The organism is Streptomyces sp. NPDC001843 (genome assembly GCF_042891955.1).
Taxonomy (GTDB): Bacteria; Actinomycetota; Actinomycetes; order Streptomycetales; family Streptomycetaceae; genus Streptomyces.
The window spans coordinates 467,635-487,872 of sequence record NZ_JBIATQ010000005.1 but is presented as its reverse complement, the minus strand read 5'-3'; the positions used below and the strand labels follow the sequence as shown (position 1 = coordinate 487,872).

The window sequence follows — 20,238 nt, the reverse complement described above, 5'->3', positions numbered from 1 at the left end:
GCTGCGCGAGGTCTCCCCGCACACCAGCATCAAAGTGCTCACGGTCGCGGAAACCCGGACGCCTGGGCGCTGGGGCAGATACTGCCAAAGCCGGTGGGCCAGGAGCTGGACGCGGCAGGCGGCGGCGCTCACATCGAGGCCGCGGAGCAGCCCGGGTAGAGCGGTCAGGCGTTCAGGGCCTGCTCGATGGTCGGGTGGCAAGGGATGACCGCGTCGACGCCGACCAGCTGCAGGACGCGCAGGACGGCGTCCTGGGCGCCGGCTATGCGCAGCCACCCCTGCCCTCCACTCACCTGCTGGTAGGCGGCGACGAAGATGTTGATGCCGCTGGAATCCATGAAGGTCACGCCGCTGAGGTCCACCACGATCCGCGGCAGCACTGTGCTGTCCTCGCCCAGCAGGGCTTCGCTGAGGACGTCCTTGACGTCGTGGTCGATCTCGCCCCGCAGGGTCACGACACGGACGCCGTCGACCACTTCGGGTTCGACGAAGAGCCGGTCAGGCCCATTGGCCTTCTGGTTGTCGGTCACCGTCTCCTCGACTGCATTTAGGCTTGCCCGGACAGAGCGTGCCCGCACGATTCTGCCGCACCGCCCCGGCGGGATGCGCTCAGGCAGCTGTGCCGAACGACACTCCTGTGGCATGCATGATGCCGCCGCGGGTACTGGCGCACGTCAAGGAGGAGTGAGGGCGACACGTGGGATCCGATGCTGATGGTGACGGCTGTACGGGGCAGGATGAGCACCTGATGCGCGCCGGCTACGCCCTGGACGGAGACGCCGGCTGCATCGCCGACGCCCGCCACCACGCCGTTGCCTTCCTCGACCAGGCCCAGGCCGACCATCACCTGCCCGTGCCGGCACGGGCCAGGGACTTCACCCAGCTGGTGGTCAGCGAGCTGGTCACCAACGCCCTCAAATACGCCCCCGGCCCCGTCCTGATGGAACTGCGCATCAACGCCCACGCCGTGGACGTCGTCGTATGGGACAGCGACCCCACGGTGCCCGCTGCCCGGGCGGCCGATCCCGGCAGGATCGGCCAGCACGGCCTGGAGATCGTCAAGGCCGTCACCGACGACCTGTTCATCGAGCAAGAGCCGGTCGGCAAGCACATCACGGCCCGTATCGCCCTGTCCGACACACCCAGCAGCGCCACAGCCGCCCGCAGGCGGACCTAGCGTCACGCTCGTGGCGTGCGAGACGAGGTCGCGCCGCTCATCCCCGCCGCCTTCTCCACCGGCACCTCCCTGGGTGGCCTCTCTACGGGCGTCGCACCTGGAGTCGGACCACCGCCGACCGGCTGATCATCTCCAGCGCCGCGTTTCTCGCCGGGTGGCTCCCGCTCGTAACAGCTGAATCGCTCGCACAGCCAAAGCGCACGTAGTCTAGAAGTACAGGCAGTCGCGCTCGCACGACACACAGGGCGCGTAATGGCAGTAGACATCCATTTCACGGCGTTCTTCGACGCCACCCCAAGCCCGTACCTGGTGCTGGACACGGACCTGGTGATCCACTACGCCAACCCGGCGTTCATGCAGAGTACCGGGCTGACGCGGGACGAGCTGATCGGGAAGAACTTCTTCGCCGCCCTGCCGGAAAACCCCGGCGCCCCCGCCGAAGACGCGGAACACAACCTCAAGACGTCACTGCTCCAGGTCCTGACCACCGGGAAGGCGGAAACCCTGGTGCTGCAGCGCTACGACGTTCCCGCCGCCGAGCAGCCAGGCGGGTTCGAGGAGCGCTGGTGGACCGATATCCACACCCCGATCTCCGGGCCCGACGGCGAAGTGAAATGGATCATCCAGCAGGCCGAGGACGTCACAGCCTTCGTCCACTCACGCCGGGCCCGCGAACTCATCTAGGAGTTCACCGAGCGGGAGAAGGGCATGGCAGCCGAGCTGTACGTGCGGGCCCTCGAACTGCACCGGCTGAACCAGGAACTGCGCCATGCCCACGCCCGCGAACAGCAGGTCGCCGTCACCTTGCAGGAAGCCATGCTCTCCGTCCCCGACCTGCACCGACACGACGACAACATCGCCGTGCGCTACCTGCCGGCGACCACCTCACTGAACGTGTGCGGCGACTGGTACGACATCGTCGACCTGCCACCCGACCGCTACGCCGCCGCGGTCGGAGACGTCGTCGGCCACGGCCTGCACGCCGCAGCCATCATGGGCATGCTCCGCAGCGCCCTGAGCGCAGCCATGCGCGCCATCCCCAGCCCCGCCCAGGCCGTGGAAGCCCTCGGCCTGTACGCCCGTTCCCTGGACGGCGCCATGGCCGCCACCGCGGTCCAGGTACTCATCGATCCCCGCACCAGGCTGATCATCTACAGCAACGCCGGCCACCCACCGCCCGTCCTGCTCCATCCCGACGGGACCTGCGAGCTGCTGGACAAGGCCACCGATACGCCGCTCGGCGCCCGCGAGCACCACGTCCCCCGCCCCCAGGCCGGCCTGTCCTACAAGCGGGGGGACACGCTGATGCTGTACACCGACGGCCTTATCGAACGCCGCGACGAAGACATCGACGCCAGCCTGACGCGCCTGACCACCGCCCTCGCCCAGGACATCGCCCTCGCCCCCGACGAACTGGCTGACGCACTGCTGGCCCGACTCGACGTCGCCGCTGGCATCCCTGATGACATCGCCCTCGTCATCATCCGCCTATGACCCCGTGCTGACTGTCGACAGCGCTCGACACCGACTCTGACAGGGATCAGAAACAGCTACTGACCACTGTTGCCCCTCGTCCCGGCGGGCCGGACCAGCGAGGCGTACGCGTGGCTGATCCTCGGCGGTCGGCGTCGGACAATCCGCGGGTACCGCCCTGGCCGGACACCTCGCCGAGCAGCCGCTCGCCAGCGCTGCCCTCCCCGCCACCGGCGCGGCCTTCGCCCTCGCCGTCCTTCTCGCCGCGCACCGACAGCTCCGCCCCACCGGGTGTCGGCCGCGCGGCCGACACCGCCGCCCGCTCCGAGGCCGGCACAAGACGCCCTGATCAGGGCGCACACCCACCACCTACCAACCCCTTTGAGGAGACCGACTTATGGCCGTGCGTACGCACTGGACCGTGGAGCACGCCTGCTCCCACCGCGTGGATCACGACCTGTCCAATCGCCCTGCCGACAAGCGGGCAGGCTTCGCCCGCTGGCTCGCGTCGAAGGACTGCACCAACTGCTGGAAGGCGGCGCGCGACGCCGACTCCAAGTCCAAGGAGGAGTGGCTCTCGACCAAGCGGACCGAGGAACAGCAGGCAGCCGTCGCGTGGGCGAAGCAGTTCGACATGCCGCAGCTGGAGGGCCCGGAGAAGGCCCTGGATTGGGGCGAGCGCTCCCGCCACCAGCTGATGACGGCCGCGCACACCGCGTCCGTCGTCGAGGGCACTTGGGACGAGGCGGACTGGGCGGAGCTGGAGGAGAAGGCCCGCTCCATCACCCGTGCCGGATGGTGGATCGACCAGCGCGACGCGGAAGGCACTGACCTGCTCGAACTCCTCGACGCGGCCCGTGAGGCGGACCGCGGGACGGAGAACCCGTTCCGCTGACGGCGGGGAAACATAGCCGGAGAACGCCGGTTAGCCAAACCGGCGTTCCTCCGGACTATTGATGCTCCCACCCCGCCAGCAATCGCGCGGAAGGAACTCATGTCCCAGCCCCCGCACACCTCAGCGTTCGCACCGACGCCCGACCCGCTCACCCCCGACCGGGACATCACCCACGCCCACTTCCAGGCCGGTGACACCGTCATCGTCCTGAAGGGGGTGGCCGGCGGAGAACTGTGGGGCGACGCGATGCGCGTCGTCGCCCCGTCCTGGCACACTCCGACCGACGAGGACGGGTGGCGGCTGCGTGATGCCACGGGCGGCGCCCAGTCCTACGTCACCGCCCACCCCCGCTACCTGGTGCACCTCTCACGCCGCTGCCCGGACTGTCTGATCTATCTCCGGGCCATGGAGGACACCCTCCTCGCCCGGTTCGCCGACCGCGACGAGCTGATCGACTGCGGCTGGTACACCACCACCGCCCTGGGCCAGCTCGTGCACATCGCCGACATGCGGAGCGGCCGGTGATCCCCCGCCCTCACGAGCGGACCCACCGGCCCCACGACCCGCTCGAAGAGGCGCTGGGGCGGCCTGTCTCACCAAACGAGGGCCTGACGGAGCACACGATCGTCGCCCACTGGCCCGGCCTGGATTACTTCACCCTGGACGACGAGCAGAGGATCTGGACGTCCGTCCAGTGGGCCGAGCACCTCGAAGACCCCTACCTGGAGCATCCGTTCGCCGCCAGCCCCGACGACGACCGGCGGGCGATCCTCCACCTCGACATCCGCCTTCAACCGGACGACCGGGAACTGACCGGCCCGGAGTGGGCCGGGGTCGCTCAACGGCTCGCGCGGGCCGCCGGCATCGAGATCCCCGGCAAGGAGCACGGCTGCCGGTGGATCGCCGTTCAGGCCCACCCGGGCGCCTCGACCTGATCGCCAACCTGATCCACCTCGACGGCGCGTGGCACGCTCCTCCCGCGGACAAACTGCGGCGCCTGGCTCATGAGGCACGCCGCATCGAACAGGACCTCCACCTGATCCCTGTCCGATCCGCCCCCCCTTCGCGGCCCGCCGTCCGCGCGGCGCTCACGGCGTCGGCCCAGCTCGCGACCATCCTCACACAGCTCGCTGACGAACAGGCCGGCCCTCTGGCCGCAGTACGCGGACTCGTCGAGCACACCTCGCACCGGATCGCCCCCCATCCGGGAGCAGCCAGCACCGATACGGCACACCGCCTGGAGCTGATCGCCCGCCGCCTCTACGCCATCCAGCAGGACCTGCACACCACCGCAACCCGCCTGGTCCAGCCCCATGCCGTCCCGGCCCCGGCCGCCGTCCGGCACAACGCCCAACGATCGCCGTAGGAGAAACGTCTCCTTGCTCCGCACCGACCGCTTCCTGGACATCCGCCGCGACCCGCACTCCGACGAACTCCTCGCCCGCGGCGGCGACTCCGAGGCGCACGGCATCCTCCAGCGCGCGGGCTTCGTCGCCGTCGTCCGCGTCCACGAGACGTACCACCGTGTCCCCAGCGGCCTGACGGAGGACGAGGAGTCCCGTCTCGTCACCGACGCCGTCGCCCGCCTGCGAGCAGCCGGATACCACGTCGACTGCGACGCGGACTACAACACCGACTCGCGTCCGGCCAGCTACCCGCCGCTGGGCTCCTCCGTCGCCCACGTCGCCGAGTGGATCCGCGATGCCACCACCACGGACGAGGCGGCCGATGCGCTGACCGAGCTGACCGCCGTCCACGACGGCGTCCTCTCCGCGCTGGAGGAAGTCCTCGCCGCCACCGCCGACTTCCACGACGGACTCGGCCAGGCGGCCAACCCATACATCGCCCGGCGGCTGCGCTACCTCGCTGATGAACACCTTCGCGTCATCCGTACCGACCTCTCCGAGACCCGCAACCAGCTCGCCGACCGGCATGCCGCGCACACCGGCCGTAGCACCTGCACCGGGGAAGTCCCGTCAACCGAGCAAGAGCGCTCCCCCGTGTGCGCCTGCCCGCCACCGCCGCGCAGCCTCCTGGTAACGCCGCCCCCGATGGCTGCCGGACTGCGACGCTGACTCCCACCTCGCCCAAGGACACCATGCACGACCACGCCACCTCCGAGCGCCTCGCCTCGTACGCCGACGTCCTCGCCGGCGAACTCCCCGACAGTTGGACCAGCTCCCACCTGCTGGCCGACGCCAAGGACGACCTCGCCGAACTCACCGACCGCATCTGGGACCTGGACATGGTCGCCGTCTCTCTCTCCGAGCACCCCCTGCAGCAGGCCGCCGTCCTGAGCCGACAGGACGGTGCGCAGCTCGTCCTTCTGGACCGGTACGGCGAGCGCGACGGCTTCCTCATCGCCGCCATCGCCCCGCGGGCCCTGCCCGACGAGGCGTACCGCGCCGTACCCGAGCCCAACGGCATCGTCCTGGCCGATGACCCGTTCCTGAGCGCCGAGCAGGTCGCCGGCGACCTGCTCGCCCGCTACGACAGCGCCCTCGCCCAGGTCCGCCACAACGCCCTCGGCGGCATTCAGCCCTCCCAGCCGGACCGGGTCGTCCTGACCTGGCAGCCTGACGGCAGCATCGCCACCGCCCCCGCCGACGACCGCACCGGCGCTGTCCTCATGGCCCACGACTTCGTCCACGACCCGCAGAGTGGCATCTACCGCCTGAGTGGCGACGACACCCAGGCCCAAGCCCGCGCCCTGCGCGAGATCGGCCCGCGCCTCGACGCGCTCGGCATCGGCACCGCTCTGCAGCATCCCGCAGGCCGGACCGCGCCCACCGCCTCCACCGCTTCCGTGCCGTCCGTCCCCGCAGGTCCCCGCACGCCGGCCACCCGGTCTCGGTGAAGCAGGTGGAGCCCCTGCATGCGAGATCAACTGCACGCCCGGCGTCTTCGACGAATCCGCCTACGGGCAGGCCGTACAGGACCTCCGCACCCGAGCGGGCTTCCCTTACGCGCGGCAACAGGCACCGGTCGGCTCCCTCCTCGCCTGCAACCCCGGCCCACCCCACCCCGTAAGGCGCCTGGGCGGTCCCGGCACCGCGCCGGGACCGCCCACCTCACCACCCGAGACCCGGAGAAACCCGTAGCAACCCGCACACCCCCACCGATCAGTAACCGGCTCAAGCCCCGGCTCGCCACGGCCCTCTTCCGCCGCTATCTGCGCGCCTGCATTCCGACCGGCCTCAACAACACCTCCCCGCTGGCCGGCGCTCGCCCGGAGGCCGTCCTCGCCGAGACACAGCGCGTCGGGCACCGCCACCACCACTGACCGTCCACCGCCCCGGAGGAGCATGTCCCACCCCACGCCCTACCCGGTGAGACTGGCCGACGAGATCACCCGTCAGCTCGGCCAGCTCGCCGATCACCTTTCTCAGCTTCCCCCGCCCCAGGCCGCGCAGGTCATCGCCCGCGTGCTCGACCCGGACACCGGAGTCCTCGGCGGCGTCACCCACCTCGTCGCCACCGGCAGCGTGTTCGCCAAGGACCAGGCAGAGCGAGGGGCGCTTCCCGCGGAGGTGTGGCTCGCTCTGGGCCGTGCCTCGAACGAACTCGGCGACATCACCCTCGACCTGGACGAACACAAAGACACCCTCCAGCGCGTCGGCGCCCAGCCCGCCACTACGGCGGCGAAGCCCCCGGCACCCGCACCGCTCGTCGTCCGGCGCCGCCGGTGAAGAAGAAGCAGTGGCAGGGCTGGGAACCCGGCGAGCAGGCCGAGCAGCACTACCTCATCCAGCCCCGTGCCCTGGCCGGCGGCGGCGACGTCCGGCACGTCTCGGAGTTCCTGCGCGGCTCCGGCTGGCGGGACAAGTCCAAGACGGGCGGCCCCCTGCACATGGAGAGCCCGGACAGCACCGTCCGCATCACCTACGACCGCTACGTCCTGCCCGGCGGGTGGACCATCCACGGCAGAGCAGACGGAACGAACGGCGAGTGGTCCGCCCACTTGGGCCGGCAAACGCCAGTGGAGATCGTCGCCGGCCTGACCGACGCCCTCACCCGCCCCCGCTCCGCCCACGCCCCCAATGTCTGGGCCCTGTTGCAGCAACAGAACTGGCGCACGCGCTTCGAGGGCCAGGACTACATGGCGACGAGCCCCGACGGCACCGCGTGGATGCAGTACCGGCAGAGCCCCGACGGGGCGCCGATGTGGTGGACCGGAGCGCAGGACAAGCAGGGCAACGGCTGGACGGCCAACTTCGCGCCGAACACCCCGATGCACCTGGTGCAAGCTTTCTCCGCCGAACTCGCCAGCCCGGACCCCGTGATGCGCCCACGCGGACGGGTGCCGCACAGCGCGCAGATTCGTACCTGGTCGGTGTCCGTGAAGCCCTCCCAGCTCAGCGCGTGGCAACAAGCCCGCATCACGGCCGCCCTCGCCGCCACCTGGGCCCGCAACAGCGCCCGAAGCACCCGGCCGCGCACCACCGCCCGTCCCTACACCCCGGCCGACGGCGCACGCACCCGCCGCTGACCGCACCAGTCCCGTCCCAAGGAGCCCGATGCCCCCACTCACCCCGGACACCATCCGTACCCTGACCGAAACGCTCGCGGACCTCACCGACTACCTGCGCGAGAACCCCGACACCGCAGAAGCCCTCACACTCGTGGAGCCCCTCCTCGACGAGTACACGGGCCTGCCCGTCCAGTTCGCCGACACGCTGCGCGCCCTCGCCCGCGCCGTACAGGAGAACCCGGACACGCCGCGCACGGCGCAGGGCGACCTTCTGATCACCGAGCTGCGCACGGCCGCGTGGGAGCTGGCCGACCAGCACACCCTCCACTACGTGCTGGACGATCTCCGTGACGTGTGCGGCAGTTCGCCGACGAGCGAGCAGGGATGCTGCTGGTGCCGCTGAGCGAACGGCAGCTCGCCGCCTTCGTCGACAAGCACGCCGTGCAGATCCCGTACGACACCAGCCCCCGCCACCTCGCCGGCCCCGGAGACGCCCGCCACGTCACCCACGGTCTGGCCGCCGCCGGATGGAACGCCGTCTCCGACCCCCTGAGCGCCGAGATCATCCTGGCGAGCCCTGACCTACGCCACCGGCTCCAGTTCGACCCGCAGTCCCGCACCTCGGCGTGGTGGCGGCTACGGGCGGAGCCCGTTGGCACCGAGCCCGGCTGGTACGCCGAGTTTGGCGAACTCGTGCCCGCCGAGGTCCTCGCCGCCTTCACCGACGCCCTCATCGCCCCGCCGCCACAACAGCCGGACCCGTGGCAGCAGGTGACCTCGGCAGGATGGCACCACGAGCCACACGGCGCGCGCTCGCCGGACTCCATGTGTCACATCGAACTCCGGCCATTGAGCGAATTCCACGACCAGCCGTCGTGGCACATCGAGACCCGCGAGCCCGGCCACGGGGAGTTTCCCGGCCCGCGTATCTGGCATGCCTACCTCGACGAGAACACCCCCGCTCACCTGGTCAGCGCGTTCCTCACCGCGCTGACCGACCGCAGCCCGCTCCATCGCGGCATGTTCGAGCGCACCGGCCACTACAGCGCCGTACAAGAGCCCAGCGCGCTACGCCCGCAGCAGGTGGTCGACGCCTACGCCACGCGCATCAAACACCTTCGCGCCCGGACACGCTCCGCCCGCCGCCAGCAGACGAAACCCGCGACGGCCCCGGCCCACGCCAGCACCGCGCAGCCGGCCGCTCGCCGCTGAACCGACAGGACCCCTCCTCATCTCCCGAGACCACCACACACACCGCGACTTCCTGCGCCACCTCGACCACTACGTGCGGGACAGCCAGAAGATCCTCGCCGCCTGGGACGCATACTCCGACGAGCACACCGACCTCGACGGCTGGCCCTACGACGACCACGCCTACGGCATGCGCAAGAACCAGCGCGACGCGGACACCGCCGAGGCGTTTGAGACGCTCCGCTACGGCGCCCGGCACCTGCTGGCCACGGCCGAGACACAGCTGGCCCAACTGCCGGACAACACGGTCCAGAGCCGCTGGTTCTACCAACTGGACGTCCTGCACACGGCCCTCGACCGGCTCGACGAACTGCACGAGCAATGGCTGCTCACCCGCGACGCCCTCACCACCACCGCCAAGCCCGGCACCGTCGAATTCGACGACGCCCTCGCCGAACATCACGCCCAATCCTGGAGCTACCTCGACGACTGGGCCACCCACGGCAAAGTGCTCCGGGAAGTCAACACCGCCGCCCGCAAGGCCCGTTCGCCCCTGGTCCCCACACAGGCCCTCGCAACCGCCCGGCGAACCGCAGCACGGAAGTGACCATGCCCCCGACTCCCGAGATCGTCGAGGTCGACTTCATCACCCCGCGCCACCTCGCCGGCGACGACCCCGCCTGGATCACCGTCCCCCTCCACCGCGCCTGCGGTGGAGTTACGGCGACACCCCCTGATGCCGCGCGTCCTGCTCTCCAGCCCCGACCAGCAAGCCCGGCACGCACCAGAAGGTCTGGCAGGCCCGCCTCGGCGCCCACCCGCCGCCATACCTCGTCGCCGCGCTCACCGTCGCGCTCGCCGACCCGAAGCGGGTGCACCGCGCCGACAGCGGGCGCAGTCCGTCGACGCTCGACCCGGACGGCGTCATCCGCCGGACGCCCGACGTACTCGCCGTGTATGTCGCCGTCGCGCTGGAAGACCGCGTCCACTCCCTCGCTGCTCGGCACACCACCACGCCGACAGCCCCGAGCCCCTCGCGGGCAGGCGCCGCCCATGCACGGCCTCAGCCGCTGACCCTCCCCTCCCCGCCCGGAAGCACGTAGCCCTTGCCCCCTTCCTCCTCCAGCAGCAACACCGACGGATACGACCTCGTCCTGCGCCTCCTCCTCGGCGTGCTTACCGTCGTCGTCCCCCTGTCCCACCTGGCCTGGCTGTCCGGCAACATCACCGCCTACCTCACCGGCACTAGCTGGGCCCCGTACCAACCGACCAAGGCCCTGCTCCATCCCGAGCAGGTCTGGCCCGCCGCAGGAGAAACACCCCTGCTGATCGGCGCCCGCATCGTCCCCGTTCTCCTGTTCCTCGCCCTCGGGGCGGGGGCGGGTCTCCTGTGGGCCCGGCACAAGAACCGAAGCGGCGGCCGGAAGAGGATCACCGACATGGCCAAGGCCAGGGACATCGAGCCGCTGATGGCCAAGGCGATCACCGACAAAGCCCGCTCCCTGCGCCCCAGCTTGAAGGACAGCAAGCACATCGACGCGAAGGACACCGGCATCCTCCTCGGCAACCTGCAGGGCAGCCGCCACGAGGTACGGATGGGGTTCGAGGACGTCGCCGTCGCGATCATGGCGCCCCGTTCCGGCAAGACCACCTCGCTCGCCATCCCCTCCATGCTCGGCGCACCCGGCCCGGTCCTGCTGACGTCGAACAAGGCCGCCGGCGACGCCTTCACCACTGCCTACGAGGCAAGGGCCCGGGCGGGGACGGTGTGGACCATGGACCCGCAGCAGATCGCGCACGCCGCCCGCGAGATGTGGTGGAACCCCCTCGCCAGCGCGAAGACCCTGGACGGGGCGAACCGGCTCGCCGGACACTTCCTCGCCGCAAGCGTCGATGCGTCCCAGCAGAGCGACTTCTGGTCGAAGGCCGGCAGCAACATCCTGTCCCAACTGCTGCTGGCCGCAGCGCTCGGCGAGCGCCCGATCACCGACATCATGCAGTGGCTCGCCTTCCCCGCCGACCGCACACCGCTCGACATCCTGCGCGACCACAACTTCGCCGCCGTCGCCGCTCAGCTCAAGGGCACGGTGGAGGGCCCGCCCGAGACCCGGGACGGCATCTACGAGACCGCTCGGCAGTACGCCTCCGCGCTCCTGAACGCGGAGATCGCCGCATGGGTGACCCCGCAGAAGGACGTCCCGGAATTCCGTCCGGAGCAGTTCGTCACGTCCACCGACACCCTGTTCCTGCTCAGCAAGGACGGCGGAGGCGGAGCCTCGGCGCTGATCGCCGCGTGCGCGGACTCGGTGATGCGGGCCGCGACCGCGCAGGCCGAACGTGCCGGCGGGCGCCTGGATCCGCCCATGCTGGCGATCCTCGACGAGGCTGCCAACGTGTGCAAGATCAGCGACTTGCCGGATCTGTACTCCCACCTCGGCAGCCGCGGGATCATCCCGATCACCATCCTCCAGTCCTACCGCCAGGGCCAGAAGGTGTGGGGAGACGCGGGCATGGACGCCATGTGGAGCGCTTCCACCGTCAAGGTGATCGGCAGCGGCATCGATGACCCCGACTTCGCCGACAAGCTGTCCCGCCTCATTGGCGACCACGACGTGGAGACCACGTCAACGTCGCACTCGGAGTCCGGCAAGAGCACGTCGGTGTCGATGCGGCAGGAGCGGATTCTGCCCGCTGACGCGATTCGCGCCCTCCCTAAGGGCACCGCCTTGTGCTTCGCCACCGGCATGCGCGCCGCCATGCTCGATCTTCGGCCGTGGTACCGGGAGCCCGGCGCGGAGGAGCTGTCCACGGCCTCCGCCCGTGCGTCGCAGGCGATCACCGCCCGCGCCGTCGCGAAGCACACGCCAACCCAGTCCGACTTCGGGAAGACCGTGTGAGCGACACCCCACTTCACCTGGTGCCGGTCCGCTCACGCCAGGCGAAAGAGTTCGTGCGGACCTGGCACCGCCCCCCACCGCCGCCTGCAGGGCAGATCTCGCCGTCGGTGCCGCCGACGAGACCGGCAACCTGCGCGCCGTCGCCGTCGGCCACTCGCCCCCACCCTCACCGCCGCCCGGCCCGCCATCAGCCTGCGTGTGCCAAGGCGGCACTCGCAGTAACCCGTTGACCGTGGCCCTCGCCCCTCCCCCCTTGCTACACACCCCGCCATTCCAGTCCGTCCCCGCGAGCCCACTGCCGTACTTCCCGGCCTGCAGCCCGCCGAATTCCTTGGATCACCGTGCCAATGCTGGACGTCCCCGACGTATTCATCGGATCCACCGACGACGGGCATACCTTTGTCATCCTCAACCGCCGCATCCGCGACGCCGACCGGCTGCTTACCGAGGCCGGCTTCCGCACACGTGAACTCCTCAGCCGCATGCTCTACCTGCTGCCACCGGGTACCGCGCAAGACGTACACCAGCGGGCCGGCGTCGCGATGTACAGGCTCCTGGCCCACACCCATGACCTCGTCGACCTTTCCTGGACGACCCGCTGGAGTCCCAACCAGCCTGCAGGCGGACCAGACCTGCACTTCCAGTTCGGTGACGGCACGGTTGCGGTGACCGCCTCGACCACCACCGCCCGGTCCCTGCTGGAGCAACACAGTTTCGTCCCCGCGGCAGACGGCGCGTCCTACCGCCCGCGGGACGGGCTGGACGAACGCGGACTGCTCGGCGCCGTCACCGCTGTCGAGGCGCACGCATACGCCCACGGCCTCAACGCCCGTGTCCGCCTGGGCATCCCCACACCAGCCGACCTCCCCGCCAGCGCCCGCCGCCGCTCTGCTGCCGCCGCCGGTCCGGGGACTGCGCCCTCGGCCCGTCGCCGCACCCGCTGACCTGCGGCGACAGTCCACCCTCCGAGAAAGGCACCTCCTGGCCACCACCGACCCCCTCCGCACCCTTCTCACCCAACCGCGATGCGCGCTCGGCGTGTTCGTTCCCGCCGGACTGCATCCGCCCAGAGCCGAGCGCCGTCAGCTCGACCAGATCGCACGAGCCGGTGCCGACGTGTTCGAGATCGGCCTCGCCCACCATGACGCCAGCCTCGACGGGCCCGTGATCCAAGCGGCCTACCGCCGCGCGCTGAGTCGCGGAAACGTCCTCGCTCGCGCCCTCCGCGCGGTCGAGCACGCCGCTGGCCTTCGGCCGACCGTCGTTATGACCTACTGGGACCCCGTCAGCCGGCACGGCCCCGAACACCTGGCCCGTCTGTTCGCTGACGCGGGTGCCGTGGGCGCGATGGTCGTAGACCTGCCCGACCACCAAGCACAGCGCTGGCAGGCCGCAGCGAAGGACGCAAACCTTCACACCCCACGCCTCGTGCCGCGCCAGATCGATGACACCGGCCTCGCCACCGTGGCCGCCGGTGCGTCGGGATGGCTTTACGCGCCCGCCAGCACCGCTCCAACCGGCTACCGCGGCCCGCTAGACGTCCCGTCGCTCGCCGACTTCACGACACGCCTTCGCGCCGCGAGCCCCCTGCCCGTCGTGTCGGGGGTCGGGATCTCCACCCCAGCCCTCGCGGCACGCGTCGCGCCACTGGTAGACGCCGTCGTCATCGGCACCCCCGTCGTCCGCGCCCTGATGACCGCCCCCGAGCGAGCCTCCGCTTCGACCGCCACGTTCGCCGGGGCCCTGAACCCGCACGCCACCACGGAGACCCGTGCCTGACTCCACCAACCTGGCCTCGGTCCTCACCCGAATCTCGTCCGACGCGTCGGACCTGCACCACGCCCTGTGCGTCCACCCTGCCAGCCACGGCGCATCCACACTGGCCGCGCGGATCACCGACGCCCAGCAACTCGCTGACACCGCCCTGCGGCTGTACCTCACCCTCAGCCCACAGGCGTCGCGGCCCTCACCTACGGACCTGCTGCTCCTTCACCAAGTCGCGCAGATCGCCAAGGCCGCCCAGGACGCCGCCGCCGAAATGACCGCTGCCCTTGCCCGCGGCGTGGAGAACGAGCGCCGCCAGGCCGGCGCCACGTCAGGACGGGTCGTCCTGATCGGGCCAACACCGCAGCAGTTCATCAAGTCGGCCGCCGACCTCCTCGACCACATCGCCTCCCTGTGCCACGCCATATCCCGCGACCGGCCGGAATCCTCCTGCCACTGACGCGACAGCCACGATTTGGGCACAGGCCCTCCCGTTTCCCCACCCCCAGGACAGCCCATTCCAGATCAGCCCCGATTCCGCGCCCTCTCTCTCGGCGCGGGAGTTCAGTCCAGCACTCTCCTCGCCCTATCAGCCGAGGGCATTCTCCCCAGAGTCGACTACGCAATTTTCGCCGACACCGGATGGGAACCCGAAGCGGTCTATGCACACCTTGACCGCCTGGAAGAGGCGATAGCCGTACCGGCCGGAATACCCGTACTCCGCGTGTCGACCGGAAATATCCGCCACGACGCCTTGAACCCGGATCACCGGTTCGCCTCCATGCCGCTCCACATTCTCAATCGGGACGGGCGACCTGGGATGACCCGACGGCAGTGCACCGGCGAATATAAGGTAAAGCCGATCAAGCAGAAGGTTCGCGAACTGCTCGGATACCCCTACCCGACCCGCATCCCGAAGGACGTCTTCGTCGAGCAATGGGTAGGAATCTCGATTGATGAATTCCACCGCGCGAAGGACGCGGACGTCAAGTACATGCGCAACCGGCATCCGCTTCTGGACATGTCCTGGAGCAGAGCCGAATGCGTGCGATACCTGACCTCGCTCGGTCTCGCCGATACGCCAAAGTCGAGTTGCCTAGGATGCCCGTTCCATGGAAATGCGCAGTGGAGGCACATCAGGGACACCTCGCCGTCCGAGTGGGCGGACGTCGTCGAATTCGACGCGGCCATCCGGCAGGGCAATGCCCGTGCCAATGCGTCAGGCAGCCGACTGCTCGGCGAGGCGTTCCTGCACCGCTCCCGCGTCCCGCTGAGCCAGGCACCGATCGACCACGTCACCGCAGCCGAGCGGGCCGCCCTGCGGATCGGTGCGGACGAGGCAGACGTCCTGGAGAACGGTGTCGAGGACGGCTGCTCGCCCTGGGCGTGCCGCGGCGACGCCGATGCGCTGACGCAGGACGACTTCGGGCTGGCCACGTGATACTCGACCTCTTCGCGGGGCCGGGCGGCTGGAGCAGAGCACTGCACGTCCTGGGCGTGCGCGACGTCGGGCTGGAATGGGACCAGTGGGCGTGCAAGACCCGTGCTGCGGCGGGGCAGTTGACCATCCGCACCGACGTGGCCATGTATCCGACCTGGCCCTTCATCGGCCGCACCCGCGGCGTGATCGCTTCCCCGCCGTGTCAGGCGTGGAGCATGGCCGGCAAGCGCCTTGGCCTGCTCGACCAGCCACTGGTGCACACGGCGGTCGAGGACCTGGCCTCTGGACGCGATACCCGCGAACGCCTCCTGGCGGCGTGCCGCGACGAGCGCTCCCTGCTCGCAGCCGAGCCGATGCGCTACCTGCATGCCCTGAACGCGGTCGGCGAGCCCGAATGGGTCGCCATGGAGGAAGTGCCGGACGTCCTGCCCCTGTGGAAGCAGTACGCGGCCGTACTGCGCGGGTGGGGTTTCTCCGTCTGGTACGGCATCCTCAACGCCGCCGACTTCGGCGTCCCGCAGACCAGGAAACGAGCGATACTCCTGGCCTCCCGCGTCCGTACGGCACAGCCGCCCACGCCCACGCACGCCCAAGTCGCCGAGGCGGAATCGCTGTTCGGCCCGGGCCGCGCCCGCTGGGTCAGCATGGCCGAAGCCCTGGGATGGGGCGCGACCGACCGGCCCGTCCCCACCGTCTGCGCAGGCGGCGGGCCGGGGGGCGGTCCCGAGCCGTTCCCGTCGGGCTCCCGCAAGACGCTGTCCGACGCCCGAGAGCGCGGCACCTGGATGCCCCGGCCGGACAGGGTGGTCCTGCAGTCCCGACGTGAAGGCGCGGGGTGGGCAGCCCGGCATGGCACACGCGAGAACCGTGCCGCCGACGCTCCGGCGCCCACGTTCACCGCCGAGGCCCACCGCTGGTCTTGGTCCCTGCGCAGCAACAACCAGGCCAACGCCACCGTCCGGTCCATCCAGGAACCAGCCGGCACCCTGTTCTTCGGGCACCGCGCGAACGAGTGCACCTGGGTCGCCGAACCCGCCACACCTTCGGCCAAGGACACGGATGCGCCAGCCGTTCCCGAGCCGATCAGGATCACCGCCCGCGAGGCCGGCCTCCTGCAGACCTTCCCCGCCGACTACCCCTGGGCCGGCAACAAAGGCCAAGTCTTCGGACAGATCGGCAACGCCGTTCCCCCGCTACTCGCCGGCCACCTCCTCGCCCCGCACCTCGGCGTCACCCTCGACCCCGACGACTTCACCCTCGCCGCCTGATGCCCCACGCCTCCGAACCCGACGAAGACGACCTCGACGCCATCCCACCGCCCCAGCCCGTGTTCCACGTAGAGCAGGCCGTCCTGGGAGCCCTCCTCCTCGACCCGCACCGCCTGGATGACGTGAGCGGCATCGCCGCCGACTCGTTCTCCACCGTCGCGCACGCCGCCCTGTACGCCGCGATCACCACGCTGCCGCGACCCGACCTCGCCGAGCATGCGAAGAACACCAAGTGGCTCGACCGCGTGCTCGCCACCAGCCGGGAGCAGGCACGCGGGCTGACCGCCTCCTACCTGCACACCCTCGTCCAGGTATGCCCCTGGCCCCGCCACGCCCCCGCCTATGCCCGGATGGTCGAGGCCGAGCACACCCGCCGCCGCCTGCAGACGGCCGCCGGACGCCTCGTCCGCACCGTCCACGATGTCTCCCTCTCGCATGCCGTCCAGACGGTGCTCGCCGAGGCCGACGCGCTCGCCGCGGTCGTGGACGACATCGCGAACCGCTTCCCGCCCCGCGCAGGCGTGCTGCCCCGCACCACGGCACCGCCGCCGCGCACCGCACCTGACCCCGCGGAGGCCGTCGAGGAGGAGCAGCTCCTGCTCGCGACCGCCACGGCCTACCCCTCAGACATCGACGCCGTTCCGTGGCTGCTCCCCGACGATCTCACCCTGCCACTGCACGCCAGCCTGTGGCAGTGCCTGACCGCCCTGGCCCGCCGCCACGAGCCCGTCGACCCCGTCACGGTCCTGTGGGAAGCCCAGCAGCGCGGCCTGCTGGACGACGGCAGTGAACCGGGCGAGGTCCTCCGCATGCTGGCCGAGCCGGCCGGTTCCGTCGAGCACTGGGGCGAGCGCGTCCTACAGCGCTCCCTCCTGACCACAACCGAGCACGCCGGCCGACGCATCGAGGCGTATGCCGCCGACCCAGCGAACACCCCTTTTCAGCTCGTCGTCGGCGCCCGCCGCGTCCTCGCCGACATCTCCGCCGTCCGCACCCGCTGGCAGCACGCCACCGGAGCCACCCCGCCACAACGGCTACGTCCCGCGCCCACCACCCGCGCCGGCCCGCCGACCACCACGGCCGCGCACGCCGCCCGCTCCACACGAGCCACCCGATAGCACCTGCGTACGCCGGTGGCCGGACCCGAAGGCCCGGCCACCGGCAGAACAGACGAGACCCACGTGACTGCCACCATCGACGCCCACGTCCGCCTCGACACCCACCCCACTCACCCAAGCGCCGTGCAGGCCGTCCTGACCGGCACGCAAGCCCGCATCGCCCTTACGGCTCTGGAGGCTGCGGACTGGAGCGTCGCCGCCACCAACGTCCTGGTCCTTGCCCGCATCGATCATGAGGAGCCCTACTGGGCCGACGACGCAGCCAAGCACCTGATCGCCGAAGGCATCACCGTCGAGATCACCCCGCGGCTCCAGGAAGCCATCAACGAGGAATGGACCTGGGCGAACTATCCGATGCCGTGGTGCACCCGCAGCGAAATCCGCGAGGTCTCCAACCAGGCACAGAAGATCCACGACGACATCCGCAACGGCCAGCTCCTTATCCACGCCCACGCTCACGACGGCCACACCACGGTCGCGGTCGGCACCTACCTCCACCGGGGCGGCAAGTCCGTCTACCTGCACGGCGAGGACCACCTGCGTCAGGTCGCAGACACCTTCGACTCGCCCGCAGAGGCACTGACGGCCTTCGAAAGTGTCCATGCAGCCGCGATGCGCCCCGGCCCGGCGCCCCTGACCGACACCGAACGCGCCGCCATCGAAGCGCGCTCCGTCTTCGACGTCACCACGGCCAAGTCCGAGCCTTCCCGACCGGTGCCGGAGACCGTCCCCGTCTACCTGGCCGATGCCGGCGACCACGACGCGCTCCTCGACACCTTCCTCGACGCGCACGACGAGTTCGAGAAGTGGCGGACCTGGTCGGACGACACGACCCACGCCATCCACGAGTCGCAGACCCTGCGCATCGAACGCGTCCACGAAGCCCCCGCCCACGAGACTGCCTGGACCGTGGCCGCCTACGAGACTCCCGTCTCCGACCGCATGTGGGTCCTCACCGCGACCGGCACCACCCCCGCCCCGGTGCTGCAGGATCTGTTCACCCACCTCGCCGACGGAAATGGCTGGGACACCGCTATCGGCGCACCGGTGAACGAGAAGATGGTCACCGCAGCCACCCAGCCGCTCTCAGACACCGGATGGAAGCACACCGTGGACGGGCGATGGATTCGCTGGACATCCCCCGACGGGGCCGCGGGCGTCCACTTCGACGCCTTCGCCGCACAGCACCCGAATCAGAACCTGGCCACCTGGACCATCTGGGCCGGCCCCGGTCCGGACCGGCCCACCTGGGCCATCACCGCGTCCCCGCACACCCCGAGTTCGCTGCTGGCGGGCCTATCCGAGGCCCTCGCCCAGGAGACCGGCACGCGCCAGGTCCAGCTGGGCCGCGAGCACAGGGCCCGTCTCGCCGCCAGTGCGCCGGCGGTTCCGGCGGTCACGGCAGGCCGCCCCGCCAGCCGTGCACGCTGATCATCAGCCCACACGAGCGGGACAACATAGCGCGGGATCGCCGGTTGGCCAAACCGGCGATCCCGCGCACCACAGATAGTCCACCGCCGCCCCGCGCCCGGACGTCGAAAGGCCCCACCGACGACCGCATACACAACACGAAGCGCAACCCGCCAGGAGACAGGCGGCGGCATCCGATCACGCAGCCGCGTAGCTCGCCCGGAACAGATCCTGCGCCCGCTCCACGTCCCTCGGCGTACGGAGCTGGACCTCCAGGTCACCCGTCCCGTGGTGACCGAGACCGGACACGTCCCGGGTGAAACCCGGAACGAGGTCGACCTCCTTCGGATCGACCTTCAGGTAGACCAGCAACTTGCTGCGCTGCGGCGGGCACAGGCAGGCGAAGTTCCGCAGCCGCTGATACGCCCGGTAGGTCTTGCGTTCAACCCGGTTCACGCCGTCCCCGAGCCCGAGCAGGACCTCGTCGACCGCGCCCGCCAACTCCATCATCGCCGCGCCCTGAACGTCGGTCGCTGCCCGGGCAACCGGCTGGCGCCGTGCCCGGCGGGCCACCTGAATGCCTCCGCTCACGGAGGCCACGATCTCAAGCCCGAGCAGGTCACTGCCGAAGAGTCGGTAGCGGACCAGGTCGATAGACCGCCGGTGCTCACGCACGGCATGCGCGTCGTAGCGCGTGAAGTCGCCTGCGATACAGATCAGACGAGGGCCGCTCCACAGGACCTGGGACGCGGCCGTCACCCCGAGCCGGTCGCGGACCAGGTACTCGAACTCGGCACGGTGGTCCATCAGCCACGCCAGGTAGAACAGACCCTGATTGATGGCGCCGGCGTCGACGCCGCGCTTGTACTCGACGATGACCGGCGATCCGTTCTCGTCCAGCCCGAGCGAGTCGATCCGGCCCCCGTGGACCGGACCGGTCGTGTACTCGCTCGCCAGGAACCGGACGCCCAGCAGCGTCTCCATGTGCATCTCGACGAGGCCCTGCACATCGGCCTCGATCTCAGCAAGACGCGGCATGACCTCGGTCATGCCGCTATTCATCGCGTCCGTGCGGAACAGCTTCAGGCCCGCCACCTTCCCCTCCTCGGCTCGGAGATCACCAACGCCGATGA

At 70.4% G+C, this 20,238-nt stretch carries 20 protein-coding genes and 2 pseudogenes; 20 read left to right on the top strand and 2 right to left on the bottom strand.

What is annotated here, in order from left to right; all coding sequences use genetic code 11:
- Positions 1-164: 164 nt before the first annotated feature.
- Positions 165-530, bottom strand: a complete 366-nt coding sequence (locus ACFYZQ_RS16435; RefSeq protein WP_389147295.1) for an STAS domain-containing protein — start codon at positions 528-530, stop codon at positions 165-167.
- Positions 531-697: 167 nt separating this feature from the next.
- On the opposite strand from ACFYZQ_RS16435, the gene ACFYZQ_RS16430 reads away from it, so the two are divergent.
- From ACFYZQ_RS16430 to ACFYZQ_RS16335, 20 genes and pseudogenes are all read left to right on the top strand, one after another.
- The gene (locus ACFYZQ_RS16430; RefSeq protein ID WP_389147292.1) at positions 698-1,177 is read left to right on the top strand and encodes an ATP-binding protein; all 480 of its coding nucleotides are present in this window, start codon (positions 698-700) and stop codon (positions 1,175-1,177) included.
- Between the two features lie 252 nt (positions 1,178-1,429).
- Positions 1,430-2,671 (top strand): annotated as a pseudogene (locus tag ACFYZQ_RS16425) (PP2C family protein-serine/threonine phosphatase).
- A 376-nt stretch (positions 2,672-3,047) separates the two neighbouring features.
- A complete protein-coding gene (locus ACFYZQ_RS16420) occupies positions 3,048-3,545 on the top strand; it encodes a hypothetical protein (protein WP_389147289.1) in 498 nt (165 codons plus the stop codon).
- A gap of 99 nt (positions 3,546-3,644) precedes the next feature.
- On the top strand, positions 3,645-4,070 hold the full coding sequence (locus ACFYZQ_RS16415; RefSeq protein ID WP_389147287.1) for a hypothetical protein: 426 nt from the start codon (positions 3,645-3,647) through the stop codon (positions 4,068-4,070).
- Positions 4,067-4,911: pseudogene (locus tag ACFYZQ_RS16410) on the top strand (relaxase/mobilization nuclease). The gene ACFYZQ_RS16415 and the pseudogene ACFYZQ_RS16410 overlap by 4 nt, the downstream one beginning before the upstream one ends.
- A 13-nt stretch (positions 4,912-4,924) precedes the next feature.
- Positions 4,925-5,620: a hypothetical protein gene (locus ACFYZQ_RS16405; protein ID WP_389147284.1), complete on the top strand. Its 696-nt coding sequence runs from the start codon at positions 4,925-4,927 to the stop codon at positions 5,618-5,620.
- Positions 5,621-5,643: 23 nt separating this feature from the next.
- On the top strand, positions 5,644-6,402 hold the full coding sequence (locus tag ACFYZQ_RS16400; RefSeq protein ID WP_389147281.1) for a hypothetical protein: 759 nt from the start codon (positions 5,644-5,646) through the stop codon (positions 6,400-6,402).
- 448 nt (positions 6,403-6,850) lie between these two features.
- Complete coding sequence (locus ACFYZQ_RS16395) at positions 6,851-7,234, top strand: hypothetical protein (RefSeq protein ID WP_389147279.1); 384 nt, start codon at positions 6,851-6,853, stop codon at positions 7,232-7,234.
- The gene (locus ACFYZQ_RS16390) at positions 7,231-8,034 is read left to right on the top strand and encodes a DUF317 domain-containing protein (protein WP_389147277.1); all 804 of its coding nucleotides are present in this window, start codon (positions 7,231-7,233) and stop codon (positions 8,032-8,034) included. The genes ACFYZQ_RS16395 and ACFYZQ_RS16390 overlap by 4 nt, the downstream gene beginning before the upstream one ends.
- A gap of 28 nt (positions 8,035-8,062) precedes the next feature.
- A complete protein-coding gene (locus tag ACFYZQ_RS16385) occupies positions 8,063-8,419 on the top strand; it encodes a hypothetical protein (protein ID WP_389147274.1) in 357 nt (118 codons plus the stop codon).
- Complete coding sequence (locus tag ACFYZQ_RS16380) at positions 8,410-9,228, top strand: DUF317 domain-containing protein (protein WP_389147413.1); 819 nt, start codon at positions 8,410-8,412, stop codon at positions 9,226-9,228. The genes ACFYZQ_RS16385 and ACFYZQ_RS16380 overlap by 10 nt, the downstream gene beginning before the upstream one ends.
- Positions 9,229-9,301: 73 nt before the next feature.
- Complete coding sequence (locus tag ACFYZQ_RS16375; protein ID WP_389147271.1) at positions 9,302-9,814, top strand: hypothetical protein; 513 nt, start codon at positions 9,302-9,304, stop codon at positions 9,812-9,814.
- 499 nt (positions 9,815-10,313) lie between these two features.
- A complete protein-coding gene (locus tag ACFYZQ_RS16370) occupies positions 10,314-12,104 on the top strand; it encodes a type IV secretory system conjugative DNA transfer family protein (RefSeq protein ID WP_389147268.1) in 1,791 nt (596 codons plus the stop codon).
- A 347-nt stretch (positions 12,105-12,451) separates the two neighbouring features.
- Positions 12,452-13,048: a hypothetical protein gene (locus ACFYZQ_RS16365; protein WP_389147265.1), complete on the top strand. Its 597-nt coding sequence runs from the start codon at positions 12,452-12,454 to the stop codon at positions 13,046-13,048.
- Positions 13,049-13,142: 94 nt separating this feature from the next.
- Positions 13,143-13,883 carry a tryptophan synthase subunit alpha gene (gene trpA / locus ACFYZQ_RS16360; RefSeq protein WP_389147262.1) on the top strand — a complete coding sequence of 247 codons (741 nt, stop codon included), beginning with the start codon at positions 13,143-13,145 and terminating at the stop codon, positions 13,881-13,883.
- Positions 13,876-14,328, top strand: coding sequence for a hypothetical protein (locus ACFYZQ_RS16355; RefSeq protein WP_389147259.1), 453 nt, complete (start codon positions 13,876-13,878; stop codon positions 14,326-14,328). The genes trpA and ACFYZQ_RS16355 overlap by 8 nt, the downstream gene beginning before the upstream one ends.
- A 57-nt stretch (positions 14,329-14,385) precedes the next feature.
- Positions 14,386-15,309: a hypothetical protein gene (locus ACFYZQ_RS16350; RefSeq protein WP_389147410.1), complete on the top strand. Its 924-nt coding sequence runs from the start codon at positions 14,386-14,388 to the stop codon at positions 15,307-15,309.
- Positions 15,306-16,577 (top strand): DNA cytosine methyltransferase, encoded by a 1,272-nt coding sequence (locus ACFYZQ_RS16345; protein WP_389147257.1) that lies wholly within the window; start codon positions 15,306-15,308, stop codon positions 16,575-16,577. Before ACFYZQ_RS16350 ends, ACFYZQ_RS16345 begins: the two co-directional genes overlap by 4 nt.
- Positions 16,577-17,695, top strand: a complete 1,119-nt coding sequence (locus tag ACFYZQ_RS16340; protein WP_389147254.1) for a DnaB-like helicase N-terminal domain-containing protein — start codon at positions 16,577-16,579, stop codon at positions 17,693-17,695. The genes ACFYZQ_RS16345 and ACFYZQ_RS16340 overlap by 1 nt, the downstream gene beginning before the upstream one ends.
- A 63-nt stretch (positions 17,696-17,758) precedes the next feature.
- A complete protein-coding gene (locus ACFYZQ_RS16335; protein ID WP_389147252.1) occupies positions 17,759-19,126 on the top strand; it encodes a DUF317 domain-containing protein in 1,368 nt (455 codons plus the stop codon).
- A 177-nt stretch (positions 19,127-19,303) separates the two neighbouring features.
- On the opposite strand, the gene ACFYZQ_RS16330 is transcribed toward ACFYZQ_RS16335, so the two are convergent.
- On the bottom strand, positions 19,304-20,200 hold the full coding sequence (locus ACFYZQ_RS16330) for a DUF5655 domain-containing protein (protein ID WP_389147249.1): 897 nt from the start codon (positions 20,198-20,200) through the stop codon (positions 19,304-19,306).
- Between the last annotated feature and the right edge of the window lie 38 nt (positions 20,201-20,238).

What these genes read in the sequence shown, in the direction of transcription:
- ACFYZQ_RS16415 (WP_389147287.1), top strand. Translation starts at nt 3,645, where the DNA reads ATGTCCCAGCCCCCGCACACCTCAGCGTTCGCACCGACGCCCGACCCG.
- ACFYZQ_RS16420 (WP_389147289.1), top strand. Translation starts at nt 3,048, where the DNA reads ATGGCCGTGCGTACGCACTGGACCGTGGAGCACGCCTGCTCCCACCGC.
- ACFYZQ_RS16395 (WP_389147279.1), top strand. Translation starts at nt 6,851, where the DNA reads ATGTCCCACCCCACGCCCTACCCGGTGAGACTGGCCGACGAGATCACC.
- ACFYZQ_RS16385 (WP_389147274.1), top strand. Translation starts at nt 8,063, where the DNA reads ATGCCCCCACTCACCCCGGACACCATCCGTACCCTGACCGAAACGCTC.
- ACFYZQ_RS16365 (WP_389147265.1), top strand. Translation starts at nt 12,452, where the DNA reads ATGCTGGACGTCCCCGACGTATTCATCGGATCCACCGACGACGGGCAT.
- ACFYZQ_RS16340 (WP_389147254.1), top strand. Translation starts at nt 16,577, where the DNA reads ATGCCCCACGCCTCCGAACCCGACGAAGACGACCTCGACGCCATCCCA.
- ACFYZQ_RS16400 (WP_389147281.1), top strand. Translation starts at nt 5,644, where the DNA reads ATGCACGACCACGCCACCTCCGAGCGCCTCGCCTCGTACGCCGACGTC.